The sequence below is a fragment of the Polaromonas glacialis genome (genome assembly GCF_000709345.1).
GTDB lineage: Bacteria > Pseudomonadota > Gammaproteobacteria > Burkholderiales > Burkholderiaceae_C > Polaromonas > Polaromonas glacialis.
The window spans coordinates 2,087,395-2,111,088 of the sequence record NZ_KL448323.1; the positions used below are offsets into that span (position 1 = coordinate 2,087,395).

General features: G+C 65.4%; 18 protein-coding genes. 11 read left to right on the forward strand and 7 right to left on the reverse strand.

All coding sequences use genetic code 11. The features are described 5' to 3' along the window. Nucleotides 1-54 precede the first annotated feature (54 nt). From EC86_RS0110330 to EC86_RS0110340, 3 genes are all read right to left on the reverse strand, one after another. Entirely contained in the window at nucleotides 55-1,230 is a 1,176-nt protein-coding gene (locus EC86_RS0110330) for an AI-2E family transporter (protein ID WP_029525564.1), read from the reverse strand. A 204-nt stretch (nucleotides 1,231-1,434) separates the two neighbouring features. After that, nucleotides 1,435-2,178 carry a LytR/AlgR family response regulator transcription factor gene (locus EC86_RS0110335; protein ID WP_029525565.1) on the reverse strand — a complete coding sequence of 248 codons (744 nt, stop codon included), beginning with the start codon at nucleotides 2,176-2,178 and terminating at the stop codon, nucleotides 1,435-1,437. Continuing rightward, nucleotides 2,175-3,242: a sensor histidine kinase gene (locus EC86_RS0110340; RefSeq protein WP_029525566.1), complete on the reverse strand. Its 1,068-nt coding sequence runs from the start codon at nucleotides 3,240-3,242 to the stop codon at nucleotides 2,175-2,177. Before EC86_RS0110340 ends, EC86_RS0110335 begins: the two co-directional genes overlap by 4 nt. A 199-nt stretch (nucleotides 3,243-3,441) precedes the next feature. Between EC86_RS0110340 and argH the strand changes: the two genes are divergently transcribed. The 3 genes from argH (at nucleotide 3,442) to EC86_RS0110355 (ending at nucleotide 5,476) form a co-directional block, all read left to right on the forward strand. Continuing rightward, the gene (argH, locus tag EC86_RS0110345) at nucleotides 3,442-4,851 is read left to right on the forward strand and encodes an argininosuccinate lyase (protein WP_029525567.1); all 1,410 of its coding nucleotides are present in this window, start codon (nucleotides 3,442-3,444) and stop codon (nucleotides 4,849-4,851) included. Between the two features lie 72 nt (nucleotides 4,852-4,923). Next, nucleotides 4,924-5,202: a BrnT family toxin gene (locus EC86_RS0110350; RefSeq protein ID WP_029525568.1), complete on the forward strand. Its 279-nt coding sequence runs from the start codon at nucleotides 4,924-4,926 to the stop codon at nucleotides 5,200-5,202. After that, nucleotides 5,189-5,476 carry a BrnA antitoxin family protein gene (locus EC86_RS0110355; protein WP_029525569.1) on the forward strand — a complete coding sequence of 96 codons (288 nt, stop codon included), beginning with the start codon at nucleotides 5,189-5,191 and terminating at the stop codon, nucleotides 5,474-5,476. Before EC86_RS0110350 ends, EC86_RS0110355 begins: the two co-directional genes overlap by 14 nt. Nucleotides 5,477-5,602: 126 nt before the next feature. On the opposite strand, the gene EC86_RS0110360 is transcribed toward EC86_RS0110355, so the two are convergent. Both EC86_RS0110360 and EC86_RS0110365 read right to left on the reverse strand, forming a co-directional pair. Then, nucleotides 5,603-5,974, reverse strand: coding sequence for a type II toxin-antitoxin system VapC family toxin (locus EC86_RS0110360; protein WP_029525570.1), 372 nt, complete (start codon nucleotides 5,972-5,974; stop codon nucleotides 5,603-5,605). A 6-nt stretch (nucleotides 5,975-5,980) separates the two neighbouring features. After that, a complete protein-coding gene (locus EC86_RS0110365; protein WP_029525571.1) occupies nucleotides 5,981-6,175 on the reverse strand; it encodes a type II toxin-antitoxin system VapB family antitoxin in 195 nt (64 codons plus the stop codon). Between the two features lie 282 nt (nucleotides 6,176-6,457). On the opposite strand from EC86_RS0110365, the gene EC86_RS0110370 reads away from it, so the two are divergent. The 4 genes from EC86_RS0110370 (at nucleotide 6,458) to EC86_RS26075 (ending at nucleotide 11,196) form a co-directional block, all read left to right on the forward strand. Further along, complete coding sequence (locus EC86_RS0110370; RefSeq protein WP_029525572.1) at nucleotides 6,458-7,117, forward strand: response regulator; 660 nt, start codon at nucleotides 6,458-6,460, stop codon at nucleotides 7,115-7,117. Beyond that, a complete protein-coding gene (locus tag EC86_RS0110375) occupies nucleotides 7,114-8,463 on the forward strand; it encodes an ATP-binding protein (protein ID WP_029525573.1) in 1,350 nt (449 codons plus the stop codon). Before EC86_RS0110370 ends, EC86_RS0110375 begins: the two co-directional genes overlap by 4 nt. 78 nt (nucleotides 8,464-8,541) lie before the next feature. Then, nucleotides 8,542-10,062 carry a Do family serine endopeptidase gene (locus EC86_RS0110380; protein ID WP_029525574.1) on the forward strand — a complete coding sequence of 507 codons (1,521 nt, stop codon included), beginning with the start codon at nucleotides 8,542-8,544 and terminating at the stop codon, nucleotides 10,060-10,062. Nucleotides 10,063-10,365: 303 nt separating this feature from the next. Next, a complete protein-coding gene (locus tag EC86_RS26075) occupies nucleotides 10,366-11,196 on the forward strand; it encodes an SGNH/GDSL hydrolase family protein (RefSeq protein WP_051676150.1) in 831 nt (276 codons plus the stop codon). Here the strand turns inward: EC86_RS26075 and opgC are convergent. Beyond that, nucleotides 11,135-12,307, reverse strand: a complete 1,173-nt coding sequence (gene opgC, locus EC86_RS0110395) for an OpgC domain-containing protein (protein ID WP_051675834.1) — start codon at nucleotides 12,305-12,307, stop codon at nucleotides 11,135-11,137. The genes EC86_RS26075 and opgC overlap by 62 nt on opposite strands. A 161-nt stretch (nucleotides 12,308-12,468) precedes the next feature. On the opposite strand from opgC, the gene EC86_RS0110400 reads away from it, so the two are divergent. The 4 genes from EC86_RS0110400 (at nucleotide 12,469) to EC86_RS28765 (ending at nucleotide 23,320) form a co-directional block, all read left to right on the forward strand. Continuing rightward, a complete protein-coding gene (locus EC86_RS0110400) occupies nucleotides 12,469-18,408 on the forward strand; it encodes an alpha-2-macroglobulin family protein (protein WP_029525577.1) in 5,940 nt (1,979 codons plus the stop codon). Between the two features lie 146 nt (nucleotides 18,409-18,554). Continuing rightward, nucleotides 18,555-20,639: a BCCT family transporter gene (locus tag EC86_RS0110405; protein ID WP_051675836.1), complete on the forward strand. Its 2,085-nt coding sequence runs from the start codon at nucleotides 18,555-18,557 to the stop codon at nucleotides 20,637-20,639. Nucleotides 20,640-20,661: 22 nt separating this feature from the next. Then, nucleotides 20,662-22,887 carry a penicillin-binding protein 1C gene (pbpC, locus tag EC86_RS0110410; protein ID WP_051675838.1) on the forward strand — a complete coding sequence of 742 codons (2,226 nt, stop codon included), beginning with the start codon at nucleotides 20,662-20,664 and terminating at the stop codon, nucleotides 22,885-22,887. A 70-nt stretch (nucleotides 22,888-22,957) separates the two neighbouring features. Beyond that, nucleotides 22,958-23,320: a hypothetical protein gene (locus EC86_RS28765; protein WP_156955289.1), complete on the forward strand. Its 363-nt coding sequence runs from the start codon at nucleotides 22,958-22,960 to the stop codon at nucleotides 23,318-23,320. A 186-nt stretch (nucleotides 23,321-23,506) separates the two neighbouring features. Here EC86_RS28765 and EC86_RS29890 read toward each other — a convergent pair whose 3' ends face one another. Next, nucleotides 23,507-23,692, reverse strand: coding sequence for a hypothetical protein (locus EC86_RS29890; RefSeq protein WP_051675839.1), 186 nt, complete (start codon nucleotides 23,690-23,692; stop codon nucleotides 23,507-23,509). Nucleotides 23,693-23,694 lie beyond the last annotated feature (2 nt).

The window sequence follows — 23,694 nt, forward strand, 5'->3', positions numbered from 1 at the left end:
CTGGTTATGCCCGTGCAGTTTGCGCGAAAGGCATATCCGATGATGAAATAAGTTTCAGGACCCCAGGAATTCACCAATGGGCTTGAGGTCTTCGACCCGGTCGCACACCGACTTGACGATCATCAGGATCGGGATGCCGAGCAGCAGGCCCCACACCCCCCAGAGCCAACCCCAGGCCAGCAGGCCCATGAACACGGCGACCGGGCTGAGCCGGCTGGCGCGGCTGGTCAGCCAGGGCGTGAGCAGATTGCCCACCAGCGTGTGGATCACGATCGAAGCCCCGCCCACGGCCATCGCCATGTTGATCGAGCCGAACTGCAGGAACGCGACCAGTGCCGAGGCGGCCGCAGTGACCAGCGAGCCGATGTAGGGCACGAGGTTGAGCACGCAGGCGACCACGCCCCAGACGGCGGCATTGTCCAGCCCGAGGAACATCAGCGCCCCTGCGGTCAGCACGCCGACCAGCAGGCTGGTCAGCAACTGCACCTGCAGGTAGCGCTGGATCTGCCCGGCAATCTCGTGCAGCGCCTGCAGCGTGATTTTTTTCTTGCTCAGGCTCGGACCGGCCAGCTTGACCAGCTTGCGCCGGAAGGTATCGCCCGAGAGCATCAGGAAATAGGTCAGGAACACCACCACCGCGATTTGTCCGATCAGCGCCAGCAGGCCGATGGAGCCGGTCCACAGGTAGTCCTTGATGTTGAAGCGCGGCGCCTCGATCACCACCCGGGTCGCGCCCCGGATGGGTCCGGTGACGGCGGCGCTTTCGCGGGTCGCCTGCTCGATCTGGGCGGCCGCCTTTTGCACCGTTTCCAGCGCGCTGTCCGATTTTCCGCTGCTCGGCTTGAGCGCCTGTCCCAGCTTTTGCGCCGCCGCCGGCAAGGCCTCGATCAGCTGCGCCGCTTCAAGCCGCAGCAGGTAGGCGCCGGAGCCTATCCCGCCCAGGATGGCCAGCAGCAGCACGGCCGAACTGAGCCAGCGCGGCACGCGCCGGTTCTCCAGCCAGTTGACGAGCGGTGAAAAGGCATAGCTGAACAGCACGCTGAGCATGATCGGAATCAGCACGACCCGCGCCCACTGCAGCACGAACAGGCTGGCCAGGATGGCCAGAACCACCAGCGACACGTTGCGCACATCCACCGGCATGTGCAACAAAAACCGTTCCGGCTCGGGAAAGACCGTGACATCGGTTTCGGCGACGACCGGCTCGTCCGCCCTGGTTTCTTCGGCCATTTGTCATCCTCGTGAGGGTTGGGTGGTGGTGGTGCCCGGCATTCTGTCAGCTACGGCGGGCGGTTTGAGGTATTGCACCCGAAAAACCGGCCAAGTGCCATAGGACGCCTCCCCGGAAACTCGACATTGGCGGGAGGGACCGGTTGCAAACGCCCGGCTCGGCCAGGGAAGGCATCATTCTTCGGCCTTGAGACACAGGCGAAATCAGCTGGCAATGGCGTCCCGGACCGCGCCCAGTTGCCGGCGCGACACCGCCAGCAACTCCTCCAGGCCATTGAGCCGCACGGCCCAGCCCTCGCCTTCCTCGGGATCGAAATGCTTTTCCAGCGCGCGCACCGCGCCCCTGGCAATCAGCGCGTTGCGGTGAATCCGCATGAACCGGCTGCCAAAACGCTCCTCCAGTTCGCTGAGCGAGCCGTCCAGGATGTAGCTGCGCCCGGCGGTGCGCACGGTGATGTACTTCAGTTCAGCCTTGAAAAACAACACCTCGCCAATCGGCACCCGCTCGGTGCGGCCACGGTCCTGGATCAGCAGTGTTTCCTGAACTTTTTCGGGCTCTTGCGCAATACTGGCTTGCATAGTGCGCTCTACTTTTTGTAGCGCCTGGCGCAAGCGCTCCAGCCGCACCGGCTTGGTCAGGTAGTCCACCGCGTCCAGCTCAAAGGCCTGCACCGCATGGCCGGCATGCGCGGTGACAAACACCACGGCCGGCGGCCGGGGCAGGCGCGCGATCAGCCCGGCCAGCGCCAGCCCGTCGGCGCCGGGCATGTGAATGTCGAGCAGCACCGCATCGAACGACTGGTGCTGCAGCGCGCGCATCGCCTGCACCGCGTCGCCGGCTTCGGCGGCCACCACCGACGCCGGCTCGGTGCAGTCGCCGAGCAAGGCGCGCAGGCGCGACCTGGCCAGGGCTTCGTCGTCCACCAACAATATCTTCAGTGCGCTCATAGGGGAATCTCCAGCCTGACCTGAAACAGGCCGTCCTTGCAGGTCGTCTTGAACTGTGACTGCACATCATGCAGCAGGAACAGGCGCTCGCGCACATTGCTCAGCGCCAGCCCGTGGCCCGCCTGGCCGCTTCCGGCAGGCGCCGAATTGGTCACCTTGATGACCACCGCGCCGCCGCGCCGGGCGGTCGAAATCCGGATGGCCGCGCCGCTGGCGCTGGGCTCCACGCCATGGCGCACGGCATTTTCCACCAGCGGCTGCAGCAGCAGCGGCGGAAGCCGGGCCGCGTCGGCGGTGCTGTCCAGGCTCCACTGCACCCGCAGCCTGTCGCCAAAGCGGATCTGCTCGATCTCCAGGTAACGCTGCGCCAGCACGATTTCCTGCCCCAGCGTGACCGACTCGGCCGGATCGGCCAGCGCGCTGCGAAACAGCTCGCTCAGGTCTTCCAGCACCGCCTCGGCCTTCGCCGGCTCGGCGCGCACCAGCGCAATCGCGCTATTGAGCGTGTTGAACAAAAAATGCGGCCGGATGCGCGACTGCAGCTCGGCCAGCCGGGCAGCCGTGGCCGCAGGCGTCCTGGCCTTGGCGCGCCAGAACAGGCCGGCCAGCACCAGGCTAGAGAGCAGCACGCCGGCTGCCCCGCTGGCCCACCACGGCGGCGCCGGCAGCATGCCCATCAAAGCCAGCAGGCCGCAGGCATAAACCCCTGCAGCAGCGCCCAGGACGGTGCCGGCGAGCCACTGCCCCGGAACTTTCAGCCGGTTCAGCCGGGCCTTGAAGGCGCACACCGCAATCAGCCAGGCCAGCGTGGCAGGCAGCACGCCGCCGGTCAGCAGCGAAAACTGCAGCAGCCAGTCGAGCGGGGTAGAGGTGCCGAACATCGCACCCACGCCGGCGACCGCCTGCACCAGCAGGACGACCCGCAGCACGACGCCCACATGACAGGCGTCGAACAGGCTGGCGCGCGGCGCGAAAGGCGAGGAAACCACCAGCGCATCGGACGGCGTCAAGCCGCCATGCAGGGTGGAATCATCGAAGTTTTGTGAGGCAGTGCTGGGCTTCATCAAGAAAGCAAGGGTTGTCATTGTTCGGTCAGGCGGTGATTTTCAGGCAGGCAGGCGCGCAGATAAAATTGCCAGGATGAGTATTGCACCGGTCAAGCCTTTCAGGCCCTCGCGCTGAAGACTATTTCAGCCGCCGGCCCAGCCCCCACCCAGCGCTCGCGCCCACCCGCACCGCGCCTGCCCCACAAGAAAGCCCGCCATGAATCAATTCGACAAGAAATCCCAAGCCTGGTCCGCCCTGTTTTCCGAACCCATGAGCGACCTGGTCAAGCGCTACACCTCCAGCGTGTTCTTCGACAAGCGCCTGTGGCAGGCCGACATCGCCGGCTCGCTGGCGCATGCCGACATGCTGGCCGCCCAGGGCATCATCGCCCCGGCCGACCATGACGCCATCCAGTACGGCATGGCGCAGATCACGCGCGAGATCGAAGCCGGCGAATTTGAATGGAAGCTCGACCTCGAAGACGTTCACCTGAACATCGAGGCGCGCCTGACGCAGCTGGTGGGCGACCCCGGCAAGCGCCTGCACACCGGCCGCTCGCGCAACGACCAGGTCGCCACCGACGTGCGCCTGTGGCTGCGCGGCGAGATCGATTTGATCGGCGGCCTGCTGCTTGATCTGCAAAAAGCGCTGGTCGAGATTGCCGATAAAAACGTCGAAGCGATTTTGCCCGGCTTCACGCACCTGCAGGTCGCCCAGCCGGTCAGCTTTGGCCACCACATGCTGGCCTATGTCGAGATGTTCAGCCGCGACGCCGAGCGCATGGGCGAAGTGCGCCGCCGCGTCAACCGCCTGCCGCTGGGCGCCGCCGCGCTGGCCGGCACCAGCTACCCGCTGGACCGCGAGCGGGTCGCCACCACGCTGGGAATGGTCGATGACAACGGCCAGCCGCAGGTCTGCCAGAACAGCCTGGACGCGGTGAGCGACCGCGACTTCGCGATTGAATTTACGGCAGCGGCCTCGCTGGCGATGATTCACATCAGCCGCTTCAGCGAAGAGCTGATTCTGTGGATGAGCCAGAACTTCAGCTTCATCCACATTGCCGACCGCTTCACCACCGGCAGTTCCATCATGCCGCAGAAGAAAAACCCCGACGTGCCCGAACTCGCGCGTGGCAAGACCGGCCGCGTCGTCGGCCACCTGATGGGCCTGATCACCCTGATGAAAGGCCAACCGCTGGCCTACAACAAGGACAACCAGGAAGACAAGGAGCCACTGTTCGACACCGTGGACACGCTCAAGGACACGCTGCGGATTTTTGCCGAAATGGTCGGCGGCATCACCGTCAAGCCCGAGGCGATGGAGCGCGCCGCCCTGCGTGGCTATGCCACGGCGACCGACCTGGCCGATTACTTGACGAAAAAAGGCCTGCCTTTCCGCGACGCGCACGAAACCGTCGCCCACGCGGTCAAGGCCGCGACGACGCACCAGGTCGATTTGTCGGAACTGCCGCTGGCCGTGCTGCAGGAGTTCAACCCGTCGATTGAAAAGGACGTGTATGACGTGCTGAGCCTTCGCGGCTCGCTCAATGCGCGCAACATCCTGGGCGGGACGGCGCCGGCGCAGGTGCGGGCGCAGATTGCACGGCACCGGGCGCGGCTGGGGTGATTGAACGGTATTCTTGAAATAGCGTAGTTACGAATAATTTTCGTATTTCAAATATTCGTAACTACAAAAATCATGAATCTGACGTTCGACCCTGTCAAAGACGCTGCGAATCAGGCAGAGCATGGCTTTCCATTGCTGGATGCAGCGCGTTTTGAATGGGGCACTGCCCTGGTCTGGCCCGACCAGAGACGCGACTATGACGAGCCACGCATGGCGGCGCTGGGCTACATAGGTTTGCGCCTCATGGCCGTGGTGTTTGTGGACCGCCCGCCAGAGCAAGCAACCGAGCGCCGCATCATCAGTTTGAGAAAAGCCGACAGCCGAGAGGTGAAACGCTATGCCGAAACTTAAAGCCGGAACCATTCTGCCGACGCCTGCCGAGGACGCAGCCATCACGACTGCCGCAATGGCTGACCTTGATGCCGTGCCGTTCACGGATGCCGAATGGGAGCAGGTCAAGCCCCAGGTGCGCCGTGGCCGTCCACTGGGTAGCGGCACCAAGACGCAGGTCACGCTGCGCCTTGATGTAGAGGTGGTGGAGAAATTCAGGGCGTCAGGCGATGGCTGGCAAACGCGTATCAATGACGCTTTGAAAAGCTGGGTGCATTCATGCATGAAGGATTAACGGGAATCCACCCCTCATTGCGTTGTCAGCGCTGACGGATTCATCGTCATGGCATTTCCGAAGAAGGGTTCAAGCGTAAAACGCAATCCACGGTAAAAAGTGAAGCGCAGATTCCAACTTGCCACTTCAATGCAGCAAGCCAGCCGCCACGCCCAGGCGCGTCGCCGCTGCCGCCAGGCGCTTGTCCAGCGTCCACAACACACCACCCGGCGTTAACCGCACGCTGGCGAGCAAACACGCGTCCACATACCCAATCCCCAACCCGTGCAGGGCATGGATGCCAATGAAACCAAGCACTTCTTCGGCGCTGGCCACGCAGGCCTGGGGAAGGTTTTGCAGGGCATCGAGGATCGTGGCGCGCTGCTGCAGGCTGCCCAGGGCCAGTTCACCCACAACATAAGCATGCGACAACACCTGCCCACGCTGAAGCAGGCCGGCCAGTTCGCTGTTGCCGCGCTGCAGATGCTCGACCCACACGGAGGTGTCCACCAGAACCATGCCGACTCAGCCTTGCGACGGACGGCGGGGAATCGGCTGGAGCGCAGGCTCGGTGCCGCCCAGCAAGGCCAGCCGGCGCGCACTCTCTCGTTCAATCAGGGCTTTCAGGGCTTCGCGCACCAGGGCGGATTTTTCTTTCAGGCCGGTGTAACTCTCGGCTTTGGCCAGCAGTTCGTCGTCCAGGGACAGTGTGGTTCGCATGATGAATGTTCCATAAAAATGAATTAAGGCACAAATATTAGCATCACTTGATGTCTATAAAAATGCCTAATTCTGTCGGTAGCGGTGACCGTGGACGATAAGGCGCTGTGCGTGCGCCATTGAATCGCTATCAATAAAATAGCTGCCTATGCATACAGGTATCGCGCAAACGACCATTTTTCCTTAAAAAACCAGCTTTGGCACTCTGCAATTTGCGCCGCAGTTTTTAAGCCCCGTCTAAGCTACACCCGCCAGACTCCCACGACTTTCAAAAGGAACCCCATGCGCCTGCTGCTGGTAGAAGACGACGCCATGATCGGCGAGGCCGTGCTGCAGGTGCTGCGCGCCGAGCATTACGCGGTGGACTGGGTGCGCGATGGCGTCATGGCCGACGGCGCACTCAAAAGCGAACAGTACGACCTGGTGCTGCTGGACCTGGGCCTGCCCAAACGCGACGGCCTGGATGTGCTGCGCGCCCTGCGCGCCCGGCGCGCCCATGTTCCCGTCCTGATCGCCACGGCGCGCGATGCGGTCGGCGACCGCATCGCCGGGCTGGACGCCGGCGCCGACGACTATGTGGTCAAGCCCTTTGACATCGACGAGCTGCTGGCGCGCATCCGCGCCTTGTTGCGCCGCAGCGCCGGCCGGGGCGAGCCGGTGTTTTCCCACAAGGGCGTGAGCCTGAACCCGGCCACCCGCGAAGCCACGGTGCAGGGCCAGCCGGCGCTGCTCTCAGCACGCGAATGGGCGGTGCTCGAAGCGCTGATTGCCCGCCCCGGCGCGGTGCTGTCACGCGCCCAGCTGGAGGAAAAGCTGTTCAGCTGGAAGGACGATGTCAGCAGCAACGCGGTCGAGGTGTATGTCCACGGCCTTCGCAAGAAGCTCGGCAACGACTTCATCCAGACCGTTCGCGGCCTGGGTTATGTGGTGCCCAGGGAATGAGCAGCACGCATTCCCTGCGCAAGAGGCTGATGTGGTTCGTGCTGGTGGCGATCTTGCTGGCCGCCGTGCTGCAGGCCGTCACCGCCTACCGGGGCGCGCTGCGCCAGGCCGACGCGATGTTTGACGACCATTTGCAGCAGATGGCGCGTTCGCTGCGCGGCGGCATTCCGCTCGGGCTGCCGCAGGCCGGGGCCGAAGACGATCCGGGCTACGACCTGTTCGTGCAGATCTGGGGGCAGGACGGCACGCAGATTTTCCGCTCCACCCGCTCGGCGCTGCCGCCGCGCGCGGTGCTGGGATTTTCAGACGTCGAGGCGCACGGCAACCGCTACCGCGTGTACACGCTGCAAACGCCGCTGCAGACCGTGCAGATCGCGCAGGACCTGAGCGCGCGCACCGCCCGGGCGCGGGCGCTGGCACTTCGCGCCGTGCTGCCCTTTGCCTGGCTCACGCCGCTGCTGATGCTGGCGGTCTGGTGGATCATCAAGCGCTCGCTGGCGCCCATCGAACGCACGCGCCAGGTCGTCGCCAGCCGAGCCGCCGATGATTTTTCGCCGCTCGAAGGCGCCGGCCTGCCCGACGAGGTGCGGCCGCTGGTCGATGAGTTGAACTTGCTGTTCGGCAGGGTGCGCCATGCCTTTAAAGCGCAAAAAAACTTTGTCGCCGACGCCGCGCATGAACTGCGCTCGCCGCTGACGGCGCTCAAGCTCCAGGCGCAAACCCTGCGCCGCGTGGACAGCGACCCCGCCGCGCGCGAAGCGGCCGTCACGCGCCTGAACCAAGGCATAGACCGGGCGATTCGCGGCGTCGAGCAACTGCTGCTGCTGGCGCGCGAGGAAGCCGGTTCCGCGCCGCCGGCCAGCGCCGTTCCGGTTGATCTGCAGCAGGTGGTGCAGCTGGCCGTGGCCGACACCTTGCCGCAGGCACGGCACAAACAAATCGACCTGGGGCTGGCCGGCAACCTGCCAGCACAGGCCGTGCCGCCCGTCAGCGGCCAGCTGGAGGCGCTTCGCATCCTGCTGCGCAACCTGCTTGAAAACGCTGTCAAGTACACGCCGCCGGGCGGCCAGGTCGATGTGTCGCTGGCGCTGGTGGAGGACTGTCCGGTGCTGCTGGTGGAAGACAGCGGACCGGGCATTGCGCCGGAAAACCGTTCACGCGTGTTCGACCGCTTTTTTCGCGCCAGCGACGCGGCGCCGCAAACCGGCAGCGGCCTGGGGCTGGCCATCGTCAAGGCGATTGCCGACCGGCACGGCGCGGTGCTGGCGCTGGGCGAATCGGCGCGCCTGGGCGGGCTGAAGGTCGAGGTGCGTTTTGCACCAGGCGCGCCGCGCGCCGAACTTTAAGTTTCGCCTAAGCCTGCGTCCCCATAGTTAGCTGCATCGGCACCAAGGCGTGCCCTATCTGATGCAAGGAACTTCCTCATGACATGCGCAGCTTTGACAAACACCCGGCTGGTCGCCGCCCTGCTGGCCGCCGGCGCCATCGGCGGCGCCGGGGTTGGCGCCTTTAACGCCGTGCATACGCCGGCCTCCGCCATTTCGCCGCCTGCCTTTGTCGCAGCAGGACCAGCCGCCACGCCGATGGCCTTGCCCGACTTTTCGCAGATCACCGAGCGCTACGGCCCATCGGTCGTCAATATCAGCGTCACCGGCACCACCAAGGTGTCCAGCGACTCGCCGCTGGCGCAGGACGGCGGCGACGAAGGCGATGACGCGCTGCCCGGCGGCCCGCTGGGCGAGTTGCTGCGCCGCTTCCAGCAGGGCCAGGGGCACCCGGGCGCAGGCCGGGGCGGACCCGGCGCGCCGCAGGACATGCCCACGCGCGGCCAGGGCTCGGGCTTCATCGTCAGCGCCGACGGCATCATCCTGACCAATGCCCATGTGGTGCGCGGCGCGAAGGAAGTCACCGTCAAGCTGACCGACCGGCGCGAGTTCCGCGCCAAGGTGCTGGGCGCGGACGCCAAGACCGACATTGCCGTGCTGAAAATCGCGGCCAGCAACCTGCCGGTCGCCACGCTGGGCAAGACCAGCGAGCTGAAGGTCGGCGAATGGGTGCTGGCGATCGGTTCGCCCTTCGGTTTTGAAAACACCGTGACCGCCGGCGTCGTCAGCGCCAAGGGCCGCTCGCTGCCCGACGACAGCGCCGTGCCCTTCATCCAGACCGACGTCGCCATCAACCCCGGCAATTCGGGCGGGCCGCTGTTCAACGCGCGCGGAGAGGTGGTCGGCATCAACTCGCAAATCTACACGCGCAGCGGTGGCTACCAGGGCGTGTCGTTTGCCATCCCGATCGACGTGGCGAACAAGATCAAGAACCAGATCGTTGCCACCGGCAAGGTCGAGCATGCGCGGCTGGGCGTGGCGGTGCAGGAGGTCAACCAGGCGTTTGCCGACTCCTTCAAGCTCGACAAGCCCGAAGGCGCGCTGGTTTCCATGGTCGAAAAAGGCGGCCCGGCCGACAAGGCAGGCCTGCAGCCGGGCGACGTGATCCGCCAAGTCAACGGCCAGCCCATCGTGTCATCGGGAGACCTGCCGGCGGTGATCGGCCTGGCCGTACCGGGCGACAGCGTCAGGCTCGATGTCTGGCGCCAGGGCGCGGCAAAGGAAATCAACGCCCGGCTGGCCAATGCCGACGACAAGGCCGCGCAGGTTGCCAGCAAGAAAGACGCACCCGGCCAGGGCAAGCTCGGCCTGGCGCTGCGGCCGCTGCAGCCTGACGAACAGCAGGAAACCGGCGTGGACAGCGGACTGGTGGTGCAGCAGGCCAGCGGACCGGCGGCGCTGGCCGGCGTGCAGGCGGGCGATGTGCTGCTGTCGATCAACGGCGTTGCGGTGAAAAACATCGAGCAGGTGCGTAGCGCCGTGGCGAAATCGCAAAAATCGGTGGCGCTGCTGATCTTGCGCGGCGACAGCCGGATTTTCGTTCCGGTGGACCTGGGCTGACGGCTGATGGCGTTGCAGCGGCAAAGCGGGCTTCGGTCCGCTTTTTTTCCAACGCATGTCCACTGGCGGCAAGCACGAGCGTGCGACGCACAGATGCGGCGCAGGCGCCACAAAAACACAGTTTTCACGGGGCTGCCATGCGCTTTTCTGCCTGCATTGACGACTGAACAGCTATCATCCAGCGCTCATCCTTCGCCTTTTTGGCCCGGCGAATCGATCATCCGGACTGCTGAATCTTGCACGAACGCCTGATTCCGCAGCAGCACCCAAGGTTGTTGGCCAAAAACCGATTCTTGAATGCCCATGACACCTGATTCACGTCCTGCCTTGCAACGCTGCCTTCCGTTTTTCCATCGATTGGCGCTTCTGGCGCTTGCAGGCGCGGCCGCCTTGCCGGCCTTCGCTGAAATCCCCCTGCCGTCCGAGTTATCGGCTGACAGCTTCCAGGCACAGCCTGTCGCGCCGGCGCCAGCCTATGCCCGCTGGCAGAGCAGCCTGGACGCTTTTGCCTTGACCGACAAACAGCAGCGCCCGGCCAGCGACGGCGTGCTGTTCGTCGGCAGCTCGACGATTCGCCTGTGGCCCGATCTGTCGCAGGATTTCCGGCAAGTGCCCGTTCTGCTCAACCGGGGTTTTGGCGGCTCGACCATGCGCGACTGCAATGCGCTGGTGCGCGAACTGGTCCTCCAGTACAAGCCCCGGCATGTCATGGTCTACGCGGGCGACAACGACCTGGCCGAGGGCCGCACGCCCGACGGCGTGCTGCGCAGTTTTGCGAATTTCGTGCGCAGCGTCCGCGCTGAACTGCCGGACACCCGCATCAGCTACATCTCGATCAAGCCCAGCCCCTTGCGGCTCGCGCTGCTTCCCCAGATCAGGCAAACCAACGCCCTGCTGGCCCGCTATGTGCAGACCGTGCCGAACGCGCGCTACATCGACATCTTCAATCCCATGCTCACGGCCGACGGCCTGCCGCGCCCCGAGCTGTTCCTGGCCGACCGGCTCCACCTGAACGAGGCCGGCTACCGGCTCTGGCAATCGGTGATTGCAGCCGACCTGTCCGTGGCGCCGGCTATGACGGCGGCGCAGACGGACCCGCTCCCGCAGCACGCGTCCGTGGCGGTGGGCCGCTAGTTTTTTCAGCAGCGTCGTGCGCGTTCAGCCGCACGGTGAGCCGCGCCACGGCATACAAGGCGGCAAAGCTGGCGGCCACCACCAGCGCATCGAGCCACACCGGGTGTTTGGCCGGATCGGCGCCAAAGAACGCCAGCACCAGCAGCACGACCACCAGGTGCGCGCAAAACACCGGCAGCGACGCCGCGCCCAGCGTTTCCAGCGCACTCAAGCGCGGCATGCGCCGCATGAGCGCAGGCCCGAAGCGGATTGTGACCACCATCAGCGCAAACAAATCAAGCAGGCGCAACGGCGCCAGCAGCCATTTGTCGAACAACAGGTTCAGGCTGGCGTTCGACAGGAAAGGCGCCTGCCCGACCGCATGCCGCCACACCATGCAGGCCAGCGCCACCGGCACGGCCAGTGCAACTGCCCAGCGCGGAAAGGCAAACGGCAGCGGCGCGGCCTCGGTCCGGCTGGCGCCCATCCACAAGCCCAGGATCCACAGGAACTGCCAGGAAAACGTGCTGAATGCGCCGGTCTCGTGAAACGGCACGGCCAGGCCGGTCAAGGCCACGGTGCTGTCGTACACCCATTGGCCCAGGCCGAACTGGGCCAGCACCCACAGGCCCAGGCTCACGGCCATCACCGTGCGCCAGCCGCCGCGCAGCCCATGGGCCAGCACCCACGGGCTGGCCAGCATGAACAGGATGTACATCGGCAGGATGTCGAGCAGCGGCGGCTTGTAGATCAGCAGCAGGCCCGCCAGCAGCGCCGGCAGCGGATGGGCCAGGTAATACGAGATCAGGTCCTTGACGGCAGGCTCGTCGATGCGCAGCCCGACCGCCGCGATCACCGTGAATAAAAACAGCAGCGTCGCGGCATGGCAGGCATAGACCTTGAGCGCGCGCCGCCAGAAAGCCAGGCGCATGGCGTCGATGCCTTTCCTGTTTGCCATCTGGCCATACACCATGCCAGCCATGTAGGCCGACAGCAGCACAAAACCCTCGGCAGCGGACACATAGCCGAAGGGCTGGCCCAGCGGCGAACTCAGGCGCGTCGGCAGGTGCGTGACGGTCATCAGGACCAGCATCAGGCCGCGCAGCGCATCGAGTTCCCAGCGCCGGGTCATGGCGCCTGCCTGTCAGCGCGGCGATGGGCGCCAGTCAAGGGGATGAAATGAATTGGCAGGGGGTTTTTCATGGGCTAGGCGGTAGGGGAGATGACGGGAATCGGCTACGCTCAAGCGCCAGACAAGGAGTCAACGTGGACAGCATCGTTCCCGCAATCATCATGGCGCTGTCAGCCACTGCCGCCTTGCAGGCGCAGGCGCTGCAAATCCTTAGTCTTTCACCGCAAGGCGAGGTAGCGCAGATCCGGCAAGTGGTCGCCAGATTCGACAACGCGGCGGTCAACTTCGGCGACCCGAAAGCGCCCGCGCCGCTGGCGGTGAACTGCAGCGACGCGCAGGCCGCCAGGGGCGCGGGCCGCTGGACCAGTGACCGGGAATGGATTTTCGAGTTCGACAAGGACCTGCCGCCGGGGACAAGTTGCACCGTCAGCCCTGTTTCAAGCTTCAAATCGCCCTCTTCCGCACTGCTGGCGGGCGCAAGCAGCTATAAATTCAATAGCGGCGGGCCTTTCATTCAAAACCTGCGCCCCGGCCGCTACCAGCACATCGACGAGGAGCAGTACTTCGTGCTGGAACTCAATGGGCCGGCGACCACGGCCAGCATTTTGCAAAACGTCTGGTGCAGCGTCGAAGGCCTGGGCGAGCGCGTGCCGGTGCGGCTGATCGACGGCGCCGAGCGCGACGCGCTGCTGAAATCGCAAAACCTGGACAAGGCCGCCGCCAAAGAGCCGCTAAGGGTTGCCACGCTGGCTTGCAACCGCCGGCTGACGCCTGCAGCCAAAATCCAGCTGGTCTACGGCAAAGGCGTGCGCACGCCCGGCGGCATCCCCAACTCGGTCGAGAAGCGCTACGACTTCACCGTGCGCGAGCCGTTCTCCGCCAGCTTCAGCTGCGAGCGTGAAAACGCCCAGTCGGCGTGCCTGCCGGTTCGCGCCATGCGGCTGAACTTCAATGCGCCGGTGGCGCGCAGGCTGGCCGAAGCGATTCGCCTGAAGTCCGCCAGCAGCGAATTCAAGCCGGTATTTGATTCAAGCGCAGGCGATGGCGACAGCCTGGTCACGGGCATCAGTTTCAAGCCGCTGTTTGCAGAGCTGGGCCAGTTCACGCTGGAACTGCCCGCAGGCTTCAAGGACGCCTCGGGCCGCCTGCTTGCCAATGCCGGCAGTTTCCCGATGAAGGTGGCGACTGGCGCCATGCCGCCGCTGGCCAGGTTCGCGGCTTCGCCCTTCGGCATCCTGGAGCGCTTTGCCGAACCCGGCGACCCGGCGCTGCTGCCGGTCACGCTGCGCAATGTCGAGGCCGCCCTGCAGGTCAAGGCGCTGGCAGCCGGCCAGGTCAGCGACCTGCAACCCAGAAGCGATGCCGACATCGTGGCCTGGTTCCGCAAGGTGCAGCGCTATGACCGTTACCAGGTGGAACGCAAGCTGGCTGCCGCCGACAGCAAGACCCAGCTGCCCAGGGCGCTGGAGGCCAGCGAAAGGGATGTCGTGCAGTCGCGCATGGTGTCGCTGCTCGGCGGCCAGCCGGGCGTGAAGACGCTGGACCTGCCCCAGCCGGCCGGCAACGATCCGAGGCCGTTCGAAGTCGTCGGCATCCCGCTGTCGCCCGGTTTCCATGTGGTCGAGATCGCCTCGCAAAAACTCGGCGCGTCGCTGCTGGACGAGCGCCACGGCGCCAGCCGCACCATGTACGTGCGCACGTCTGCGCTGGTCACCAACCTGGGCGTTCACTTCAAGCTCGGCCGCGACAACGCGCTGGCCTGGGTCACCTCGCTCGACAAGGGCGCGCCCGTGGCCGGCGCCGTGGTGCGCGTGTCCAGCTGCCAGGGCGTCGAGCTGACGAAAGCCACGACAGACGGGCAAGGCATTGCGCGCTTCACCGGCCTGTCGTCCGAGCCGCCGCGCTGCTCGGGCGACGAAGGCGGCAATGCCTACTTTGTCAGCGCCCGCGCCACGGCAGGCGAGGTGGAGGACATGAGCTTTACCTGGAGCGACTGGCACAAGGGCATCGAGCCCTGGCGCTTCAACGTGCCGACCAGCAGCGACCCGGTGCCTGACACGCGTGTCCACACGATCTTTGACCGCACCTTGTTCCGGGCAGGTGAAACGGTGTCGATGAAACACCTGCTGCGTACGCAAACCAGCCAGGGTTTCGGCCTGCCCGACCTGCAGCAGGCCACGCTGGTCATCACGCACAGCGGCAGCGGCCAGCAGACCACGCAAGCCGTGGCGTGGCGCAAGACCGCCACCGGCGGGCTGAGCGCGGAAAGCAGCTTTTCGATTCCACCGGCCGCCAAGCTCGGCGTGTACGACGTGCAGCTCAAGGGCCTGCGCCAGACCAGCGACGGCAACCAGGAAGAAACCTTGAGCAGCGGCCAGTTCCGCGTCGAGGAATTCCGCCTGCCGGTGCTGGCCGGACGCATCACGCCGGCCGACCAGCAGCCGCTGGTCAACGTCAAGGCGGTGCCTGCCGATGTGCAGGTCAGCTACGTCGCAGGCGGGCCGGCCGTGAACCTGCCGGTGCGCGTGTCGGCGCTGGTGCGCGGCAAGACGCTGCGCTTCAGCGACTACGAGGAATTCAGCTTCTCGCCGCCGCGCGCCGTGCGCCTTGAAAACGCGCAAGGCGAGGAAGAAGCCAGCGCGTCGCAGGACCAGCGCGTGGTCGCCGACAAGCTGCCGCTCACGCTGGACCGCAACGGCGCGGGCAAGCTCACCATTCCCGACGTGCCTGCCACGAAACAGGCGCAGGAACTGCTGCTCGAAGCCAGCTATGCCGACCCGAACGGCGAAGTGCAGACGCTGCGCAGCGTCTCGACGCTCTGGCCCGCCAATGTGGTGGCCGGCCTCAAGACCGAAGGATGGGCATCGAGCAGCCAGAAGATCAAATTCCAGGCGTTGGCTTTGGACTTGGCCGGCAAACCCGCTACCGGCGTGGCGCTCGACGTGAAGGCCGTCGCCCGCATTGTCACCACCAGCCGCAAGCGCATGGTCGGCGGCTTCTATGCCTACGACAACCAGACCAGCTTCAAGGACCTGGGCCTGGTCTGCAGCGGCAAGAGCGACGCGCGCGGCCTGCTGCTTTGCGAGGCCACGCTGGGCGAACCCGGCGAGGTCGAACTGGTCGTGACGGCAAAAGACAAGGACGGCCGCAGCATCCAGGCGGCCAGTTCGGTCTATGTCACGCGTCAGGGCGAACTCTGGTTTGGCGGCGACAACCACGACCGCATGGACGTGCTGCCCGAGAAGAAAAGCTACCAGCCCGGCGAGACCGCCGTGTTCCAGGTGCGCATGCCGTTTCGCTTCGCCACCGCGCTGGTGTCGATTGAGCGTGAAGGCATCATCGAGACGCAGGTGGTGCAACTCAACGGCCAGGACCCGACCGTGCGCCTGCAGGTGAAGGAAGGCTGGGGGCCGAACGTGTACGTCAGCGTGCTGGCAATGCGCGGGCGGCTGCGCGACGTGCCGTGGTACAGCTTTTTCACCTGGGGCTTCAAGGCGCCGCGCGAATGGTGGACCTCGTTCTGGTACGAAGGCCGTGAATACGTGGCGCCGACCGCGCTGGTGGATTTGAGCAAGCCCGCCTTTCGCCTCGGGCTGGCTGAAATCCGCGTCGGCACGAAAGCGCACCAGCTCGATGTGAGCGTGAAAGCCGACAAAAACAGCTACCCGGTGCGCGGCCAGGCGCAGGTGACGATTCAGGTCAAGCTGCCCGGCGGCCAGCCCGCCGCGAATGCCGAAGTGGCGCTGGCCGCCGTCGATGAGGCGCTGCTGGAACTGATGCCCAACACCAGTTGGAACCTGCTGGACGCGATGCTGCAGCGCCGCGCCTGGGGCGTGGAAACTTCCACCGCGCAGATGGAAATCATCGGCCGCCGGCATTACGGCCGCAAGGCCGTGGCGGCGGGCGGCGGCGGCGGGCGCGGCAACACGCGCGAACTGCTCGACACGCTGCTGCTGTGGAAACCGAAGGTCCAGCTCGACGCCCAGGGCCAGGCGGTGGTGAGCGTGCCGCTCAACGATGCGCTGACGACCTTTCGCATCGTCGCCGTGGCCGATGCATCCACTGGCTTCTTCGGCACCGGCCAGACGACGATCCAGGCCACGCAGGACTTGCAGGTCATCAGCGGATTGCCGCCGCTGGTGCGCGAGGGCGACGACTTCCGCGCGCAGGTCACACTGCGCAACACGACCAAGGCGGCTATGAAGGTCGAGGTCAGCCCGCGCGCGACGCTGCTCGACCTCCAGCCGCAGACGGTCGATATTCCGGCCGGCGAAGCGCGCGAAGTCACCTGGAACGTCATGGCCCCGGCGCAGCCCGGCTTGAGCCGCACGGAAGCCATCGTGTGGGACATCCAGGCGAAAGACACGCTGAGCGGCGCGCGCGACGGCCTGAAGGCCAGCCAGCGCCTGCTTCCCGCCGTTCCGCTGACGGTGCAGCAAGCCACGCTGGTGCAGGTCGATGGCAGCTTCAGGCTCGACGTGAACCCGCCGTTGGACGCCCTGCCCGAGAACGGGACAATAAGAGGCGGAATGAAGATGTCGCTGCAACCCAAGCTCGCCGAGGGACTGGACGGCGTGCGCGACTGGTTTGCGCGCTACCCCTTCGCCTGCCTGGAGCAGCGGACCAGCAAGGCGATCGGCCTGCGCGACAGCAAGCTGTGGCAAGCCGTGGTGGCCCAGCTGCCCGGCTACCTCGACAGCGACGGCCTGGCCAGCTACTTCCCGCCGCGTGACGGCGACGCCGCGCGCGGCAGCGACACGCTGACCGCCTACCTGCTGGCCGCTACGCACGAAGCATCCGGCATCAACCCGGCGTTTGCCCTGCCCGACGAGACGCGCGCGGCGATGGAGCGCGGCTTGACCGCCTTCGTCGAAGGCCGCATCCAGCGCGACTTCTGGAGCCCGCGCAAGGACCTGGACGTGCGCAAGCTGGCCGCGCTCGAAGCGCTGTCGCGCACCGGCAAGGCGCAGGGCCGCATGCTAGGCAGCATCACGATTGCACCGAACCAGTGGCCGACGCATGCGGTGATCGACTGGCTGAACATCCTCAAACGCGTGGCCGATGTGCCGCAGCGCGAGCAGCGGCTGCTCGAAGCTGGCCAGATTCTGAAATCGCGCCTGTCCTACCAGGGCACCAAGCTGGTCTTCAGCACCGAAAAGGACGACTACTGGTGGTGGCTGATGGTCAACGGCGATGTCAACACCGCGCGCCTGATGCTGGCCGTGATGGACGATGCGGCTTGGAAGGACGCTCTGCCCCGGCTGGCCAGCGGCTTCATCGCGCGCCAGCAAAAAGGCGCGTGGCACACCACCACGGCCAACCTCTGGGGCGGGCTGGCGCTCGACAGGTTCTCGGCGAAGTTTGAAGCCGTGCCGGTGACGGGTATCACCCAGGCGGCGCTGGCCAGTGCGCCGGCCAAAACCGCCAGCGTGGACTGGGGCAAGGTCGAACGCATCACCGCCGCAGATGCGTCGGGCGCCGCGCACCCGGCAAGCTTCTTCGGCGCCCCCGCCGCACCCGGCATGCTGCGCAACAACACCCTGTTTTTGCCGTGGGGCAGCGCGGCGAAGGACACGCTGACGGTCACGCATGCGGGCAGCGGCAAGCCCTGGCTCACGCTGCAGTCGCTGGCCGCCGTGCAACTCAAGGCCCCGTTCAGCGCCGGCTACCAGATCAGCAAGACCATCACGCCGGTCGAGCAGGCGGTGAAGGGCCAGTACACGCGCGGCGACGTGCTGCGCATCACGCTCAAGGTCAACGCCTCGGCCGACATGAGCTGGGTCGCCATCACCGATCCGGTTCCCGGCGGCGCGACGATTTTGGGCGGCGCTGGAACGGGTTTGGGCCGCGATTCGCAAATCGCCACCAGCGGCGAGAAAAAGACCGGCGCAGGCTGGCCAGCGTTCGAGGAGCGCAGCTTCGAGTCCTTCCGCAGCTATTACGAATACCTGCCCAGGGGCGAAGTGCAGACCAGCTACACCGTGCGCCTGAACAACGTCGGCAGCTTCGCCCTGCCGCCCAGCCGCGTCGAAGCGCTGTATGCGCCGGAGATGTTTGGCGAGGCGCCCAATGCGCGGGTGAAAGTGGAGGCGGCGAAATAGCCATTGACCGACACGTTTGGGCCGGCGCAAGGCGTACCATCCGCCGCATATCCGATTCGCCTGCACCTTACCGCCCCCGGCTTGCCCCTGCTGCGCAAGGCGTTTGGAGCCGGTCTGCGATTGAGCCCATCCAAGGAGTCCACCGCATGCAAGACCCTTCTTCCACGCCTTCCGCTGGTTCTGGCAACTCGCCCCCTTCTGCCGAGCCGGCGCGCGCGCCGCTGACCACGCTGACCACGCTGGTGCCGCAGGTCGTCGTGCCGGCGCTGCTGGTGCTGGGCGGCCTGCTGGTTTTTTGCGGCATGTTCCCGCAGCGCGCCGACCTGTTTTTTTCGGGTGCGCAAAGCTGGGTGGTCAGCCACTTTGACTGGTTCTACACCAGCGCGGTCACGGTCTTCCTGGTGTTCCTGCTGATGGTGGCGGCCAGCCGCTTTGGCGACATCCGGCTCGGCCCCGATGACGCCCTGCCCGAGTTCAACTTCCTGTCCTGGACGGCCATGCTGTTTGCCGCCGGCATGGGCATTGGCCTGATGTACTTTGGCGTGGGCGAGCCGCTGCAGCACTACCTCAAGCCGCCGACGCAAATCGGCGGCACGCCGGCAGCGGCGAAAGAGGCGCTGCAGGTGACGTTTTTCCACTGGGGCTTTCACGCCTGGGCGGTGTACGGCACCATGGGCCTGGTGCTGGCCTACTTCGGTTTTCGCTACAACCTGCCGCTGACATTGCGCTCGGGCCTGTACCCGCTGCTCAAGGAACGCATCAACGGCCCGATCGGCCACGGCGTCGATGCCTTTGCGCTGGTCGGCACCATTGCCGGCATTGCCACCACGCTGGGCTACGGCGCGCTGCAGCTCGCGGCGGGGCTGAACAAGGTCGGCGGCTGGGACACCTCGACCAACGCCTTTCGCATCGGCATCATCGTCGTGGTGGTGGCGCTGGCCGGCATCTCGGCGGTCAGCGGGCTGGACAAGGGCGTGCGCCGGCTGAGCGAGTTCAACCTGTCGCTGTCGTTCTTGCTGCTGGGCTTTGTCATCATCACCGGGCCGACCGTTTACCTGTTCCAGGCGCTCAGCGAAAACATTGGCGGCTACCTGTCCAGCTTGGCCAACATGTCGCTGCGCACCTTTGTCTATGAGCCGACGCGCGACGAAGGCTGGTTTGGCGGCTGGACCATCCTCTACTGGGCCTGGTGGATTTCCTGGTCGCCGTTTGTCGGCATGTTCATTGCGCGCATCTCGCGCGGCCGGACGATTCGCCAGTTCATCATCGGCGTGCTGCTGGTGCCGACAGCCTTCAACCTGCTGTGGATGACAGCGTTTGGCAACGGCGCCATCTGGATCGACACGCATGTGGCGCAGGGCGCGCTGGCGCAGACCGTGGGCAATGTCGATGCGCTGCTGTTCCGCTTTTTTGACTTTTTGCCGCTGACCGTGCCGGTGTCGTGGCTGGCGATTTTGCTGATTGGCGTGTTTTTTGTCACCTCGGCCGACTCCGGCGCCTTTGTCGTCGATGCGATTGCCTCGCGCGGCAACCCACGCTCGCCGGTCTGGCAGCGACTGTTCTGGGCGGCGGTGCTGGGCGTGACCGCCGCCGTGCTGCTGCTGGCCGGCGGGCTGGGCGCGCTGCAGGCCATGACGCTGGTGGCCGCATTGCCGGTGGCAGTCATCATGCTGGCGCTGTGCTATGGGCTGTGGCGCGGCCTGCAGGCCGACGTGGCGCATTCGACGCAAGACCTGGCGCCCGCCACCAACTTCTGGAGCGGACAGCACTGGCGCAAACGGCTGGAGCAGATCGTGCACCAGTCCACCCGCCAGGACGTGCTGAACTTCATGCAGACCAGCGTGCTGCAGGCCATGCGCGACGTGGCGCGCGAGATGGGCCAGCGCGGCGTGGCCGCCAGCGTTCACGAGAACGATCTGGCCGAAGGCATGCTGCGCCTGACGATCCCCGACCCGACGCTGCGCGATTTTGTCTATGGCGTCAAGGCTGTCAGCCGCGCGGTGCCGGTGTTCATGGTGCGCGAAGCGGCGCGCGAGACCGAGCGCGACCAGGTGTTCGAGCCGATGACCTTCTTCGAGGACGGCCGCCAGGGCTACGACATCCAGTACCTGCGGACGGAGGAAATCATCGTGGACATCCTGCGCCACTACGAGCGCTACCGCTCGGTCAGCCTGAACCAGCAGACTCAGTTGCTGAACCGCGCGCCGGGCCATACCGAGCCGCTGCTGTGACTGTCGCCAGCCCGAGGTTTGCATGAAGCCCAGCACTGGATGGCCACGGGTCACCTGCCTTGAAAGAAGTTTTTTCCTCCAAAGCACTTTTGCTATTTTTTTAACAGCTGCCTGCGCCCTGTACACCTGCGGGGCAGCCACTTTTGAGCAAGTAAAGCAGGACTTTCATCCGTCCGACACCTTGGTTCTCGACCGCCATGGCGAATTGCTCCAGCGCGTGCGCCTAGATGCCAGCGTGCGGCGCGGCCAGTGGGTCGCCCTGGCTGACATCTCGCCGGCCCTGCGCACCGCGCTGGTGCTGAGCGAAGACAAACGCTTTTACGAGCACAGCGGCGTGGACTGGCGCGCCGTGTCCGGCGCGGCCTGGGCCAACCTGTGGAACACCAGGACGCGCGGCGCGTCCACGCTCAGCATGCAGCTGGCCGGGCTGCTGGACCCGGAGTTGCGCGCCGGAACGCGGGGCCGCAGCATCACGCAGAAAATCGGCCAGACCTTTTCGGCCCAGTTGCTGGAGCAGCGCTGGCGCAAGGACCAGATCCTGGAGGCTTACCTGAACCTGGTGCCGTTTCGCGGCGAGCTGGTCGGCATCGATGCGCTGAGCCGCACGCTGTTCGGCAAGGCCGCGCACGGGCTGGACGAGCGCGAGGCCGCCGTCGCTGGCGCGCTGGTGCGGGCGCCCAATGCCCGCCCAGCGCAGGTGGCGCAGCGCGCCTGCGGCGTGCTCAAACTGATGCAGCCGGGCGCCAGGATCGACTGCGTCGCACTGGACCTGTTCGCCACGGGCGCGCTGCAGCGCCGGGATTTTCAGGCCAGCGAAGGCATGGCGCCGCACGCCGCGCGCCAGCTGGTGCGCGCAGGCCAGGCGCGTTCAACCCTGCGCGCGCCGCTGCAGCGCTTCGCGGTGCAAACCCTGCGCCAGCACCTGCGCGAGCTGCGCGGCCGCCATGTCGAGGATGGCGCCATCGTCGTGCTCGACAACGCCAGCGGCGAGGTGCTGGCCTGGGTGGGTTCGTCGGGCGACCTGAGCGCCGCCGCAGAAGTGGACGGCGTGCTGGCGCTGCGCCAGCCGGGCTCGACGCTCAAGCCTTTTTTGTATGCGCAGGCCATCGCCGAACGCCGCATCACTGCGGCTTCGCTGCTGGAGGATTCGTCGGCGCAAATCCCCACGGCGGGCGGCCTGTACATTCCGCAAAACTACGACCGCCAGTTCAAGGGCCTGGTCTCTGGCCGCACGGCGCTGGCCGCATCGCTCAACGTGCCGGCCGTGCGCACGCTGGTGATGGTGTCGCCCGACGCATTTGCCCGGCAGCTGCGCGCGGTCGGCCTGCCGCTGGCGGAGTCGGGCGACTATTACGGCTACAGCCTGGCGCTGGGCAGCGCCGAGGTGTCGCTGCTGTCGCTGGCCAACGCCTACCGCACGCTGGCCAATGGCGGGCGCTTCAGCGTCACGTCGCTGGTGCGCCAGCCCCAGCCCGCGTCCAGGCCCGCGCTGGATGCGCGCGCCGCCTTCATCGTCACCGACATCCTGGCTGACCCGCTGGCGCGCGCCCGCACCTTCGGCACCGACAGCATCCTGGCGACGCGCTTCTGGTCGGCGGTGAAAACCGGCACCAGCAAGGACATGCGCGACAACTGGGCCATCGGGTTTTCGCAGCGCTACACCGTCGGCGTGTGGGTCGGCAATGCCAGCGGCGCGCCAATGTGGGATGTGAGCGGCACCAGCGGCGCCGCGCCCGTGTGGGCCGCGCTGATGAAGCACCTGCACCAGACCGACCCCAGCCGCGCGCCCGCGCCGCCGCCGGGCGTGGTGCAAAGCCGTGTCGCGTTTGGCGACCAGCTTGAAGCAACGCGCAGCGAATGGTTCATCCAGGGCACCGAGCAATCGCTTTTTGCTATTGATTCAGGAGCTGCCAACGCATACAGGACAAGCGCAAAAGGCCAAAAACACTTGAAAGGCTTGAATAATTCATCGCCGCCGCGCATCACCGCGCCGGCACCCGGAAGCATCATCGCGCTGGACCCGGACATTGCGCCGGCGCACCAGCGCCTGACATTCAGCGCCCAGGGGAACGGCCTGCGCTGGCGCATGGACGGCAGGGAGTTTGCGCGCGGCACAGACGTCCGCTGGCTGCCCTGGCCGGGCCGGCATGTGGTCCAGCTGCTTGATGCCCGTGGGCAGGTGGTTGACGAAATCCGGATTGAAGTGCGCGGCGCCGGCGTGCGGCAAGCTCAAAATTCAGCAACGTGAAAATGGAATCAGTCGCATGACGCAGGACACAACTGACGCGTCGCCCCGCATGGCGTCATGAGAGATCTGAATGTCCCTCGCTCTTGTCCTTGAGAACAGTTCCCGTCCAGTTACAAAAATCACAGCGGTAGCGCTTGACAGGGTTAAGAAAACTGGTAATTCGGTCCCGCAGGCTTCTTTTGACGCGAGTGGCAGGATCGCCGCACTGCGGGCAAACCATCTTTCCTTTGCGTACAAGGGAGGACGTCGACATATTCAGCGTGTTTTTCATGGAAATGCTTTACAGATGGTATTGCATGGGACGCTGTCAAATGTTGAGATGCCAGCAAGCGGCCAGGGCGTGAACAGCGACAATTTTTCTTTACACACCTGCACATCGTCAAGCACCTGGAAAACTGTAAAAGTTGCGCTCAGAATAAAGTCAGCAAAGTAATTTTATGTAAATATTACTTATTTTTTATAAAATATTCAGCGTAAAAAGTAGTAAACATCATCTTATTTACTACTTTTAGTATTTATATATGAAATATCAATTCAGGCTAATTCCAGCAGGAATCAGCAATTGACCAGCCCATGCACGGTTCAAAACCGGCTTGCGCCTGAGTTTGCCTTGGCTTTATTACAAGTAGGCCAGGCGCGGCTGGCGCAGGTCGATCAGGCCCTGGAAGCATTTTTCCAGCGCGTCATGGCGCAGGCTGCGCATGCCGGCGCGAACTGCCTCGTCGTACATCTCGGTGGGCCGGGCGTTGCGCTGGATCAGCAGGCGTATCGAGGGGCTGTTTTGCAGGATTTCGTAAATGCCCATCC

What these genes read in the sequence shown, in the direction of transcription:
- EC86_RS0110405 (WP_051675836.1), top strand. Translation starts at nt 18,555, where the DNA reads ATGCAAGACCCTTCTTCCACGCCTTCCGCTGGTTCTGGCAACTCGCCC.
- EC86_RS0110360 (WP_029525570.1), bottom strand. Translation starts at nt 5,974, where the DNA reads ATGGTTCTGGTGGACACCTCCGTGTGGGTCGAGCATCTGCAGCGCGGC.
- EC86_RS0110335 (WP_029525565.1), bottom strand. Translation starts at nt 2,178, where the DNA reads ATGAGCGCACTGAAGATATTGTTGGTGGACGACGAAGCCCTGGCCAGG.
- EC86_RS29890 (WP_051675839.1), bottom strand. Translation starts at nt 23,692, where the DNA reads ATGGGCATTTACGAAATCCTGCAAAACAGCCCCTCGATACGCCTGCTG.
- argH (WP_029525567.1), top strand. Translation starts at nt 3,442, where the DNA reads ATGAATCAATTCGACAAGAAATCCCAAGCCTGGTCCGCCCTGTTTTCC.
- EC86_RS0110375 (WP_029525573.1), top strand. Translation starts at nt 7,114, where the DNA reads ATGAGCAGCACGCATTCCCTGCGCAAGAGGCTGATGTGGTTCGTGCTG.
- EC86_RS0110365 (WP_029525571.1), bottom strand. Translation starts at nt 6,175, where the DNA reads ATGCGAACCACACTGTCCCTGGACGACGAACTGCTGGCCAAAGCCGAG.
- pbpC (WP_051675838.1), top strand. Translation starts at nt 20,662, where the DNA reads ATGAAGCCCAGCACTGGATGGCCACGGGTCACCTGCCTTGAAAGAAGT.
- opgC (WP_051675834.1), bottom strand. Translation starts at nt 12,307, where the DNA reads ATGACCCGGCGCTGGGAACTCGATGCGCTGCGCGGCCTGATGCTGGTC.
- EC86_RS0110330 (WP_029525564.1), bottom strand. Translation starts at nt 1,230, where the DNA reads ATGGCCGAAGAAACCAGGGCGGACGAGCCGGTCGTCGCCGAAACCGAT.
- EC86_RS0110350 (WP_029525568.1), top strand. Translation starts at nt 4,924, where the DNA reads ATGAATCTGACGTTCGACCCTGTCAAAGACGCTGCGAATCAGGCAGAG.
- EC86_RS0110340 (WP_029525566.1), bottom strand. Translation starts at nt 3,242, where the DNA reads ATGAAGCCCAGCACTGCCTCACAAAACTTCGATGATTCCACCCTGCAT.
- EC86_RS0110400 (WP_029525577.1), top strand. Translation starts at nt 12,469, where the DNA reads ATGGCGCTGTCAGCCACTGCCGCCTTGCAGGCGCAGGCGCTGCAAATC.
- EC86_RS28765 (WP_156955289.1), top strand. Translation starts at nt 22,958, where the DNA reads ATGTCCCTCGCTCTTGTCCTTGAGAACAGTTCCCGTCCAGTTACAAAA.
- EC86_RS26075 (WP_051676150.1), top strand. Translation starts at nt 10,366, where the DNA reads ATGACACCTGATTCACGTCCTGCCTTGCAACGCTGCCTTCCGTTTTTC.
- EC86_RS0110370 (WP_029525572.1), top strand. Translation starts at nt 6,458, where the DNA reads ATGCGCCTGCTGCTGGTAGAAGACGACGCCATGATCGGCGAGGCCGTG.
- EC86_RS0110380 (WP_029525574.1), top strand. Translation starts at nt 8,542, where the DNA reads ATGACATGCGCAGCTTTGACAAACACCCGGCTGGTCGCCGCCCTGCTG.
- EC86_RS0110355 (WP_029525569.1), top strand. Translation starts at nt 5,189, where the DNA reads ATGCCGAAACTTAAAGCCGGAACCATTCTGCCGACGCCTGCCGAGGAC.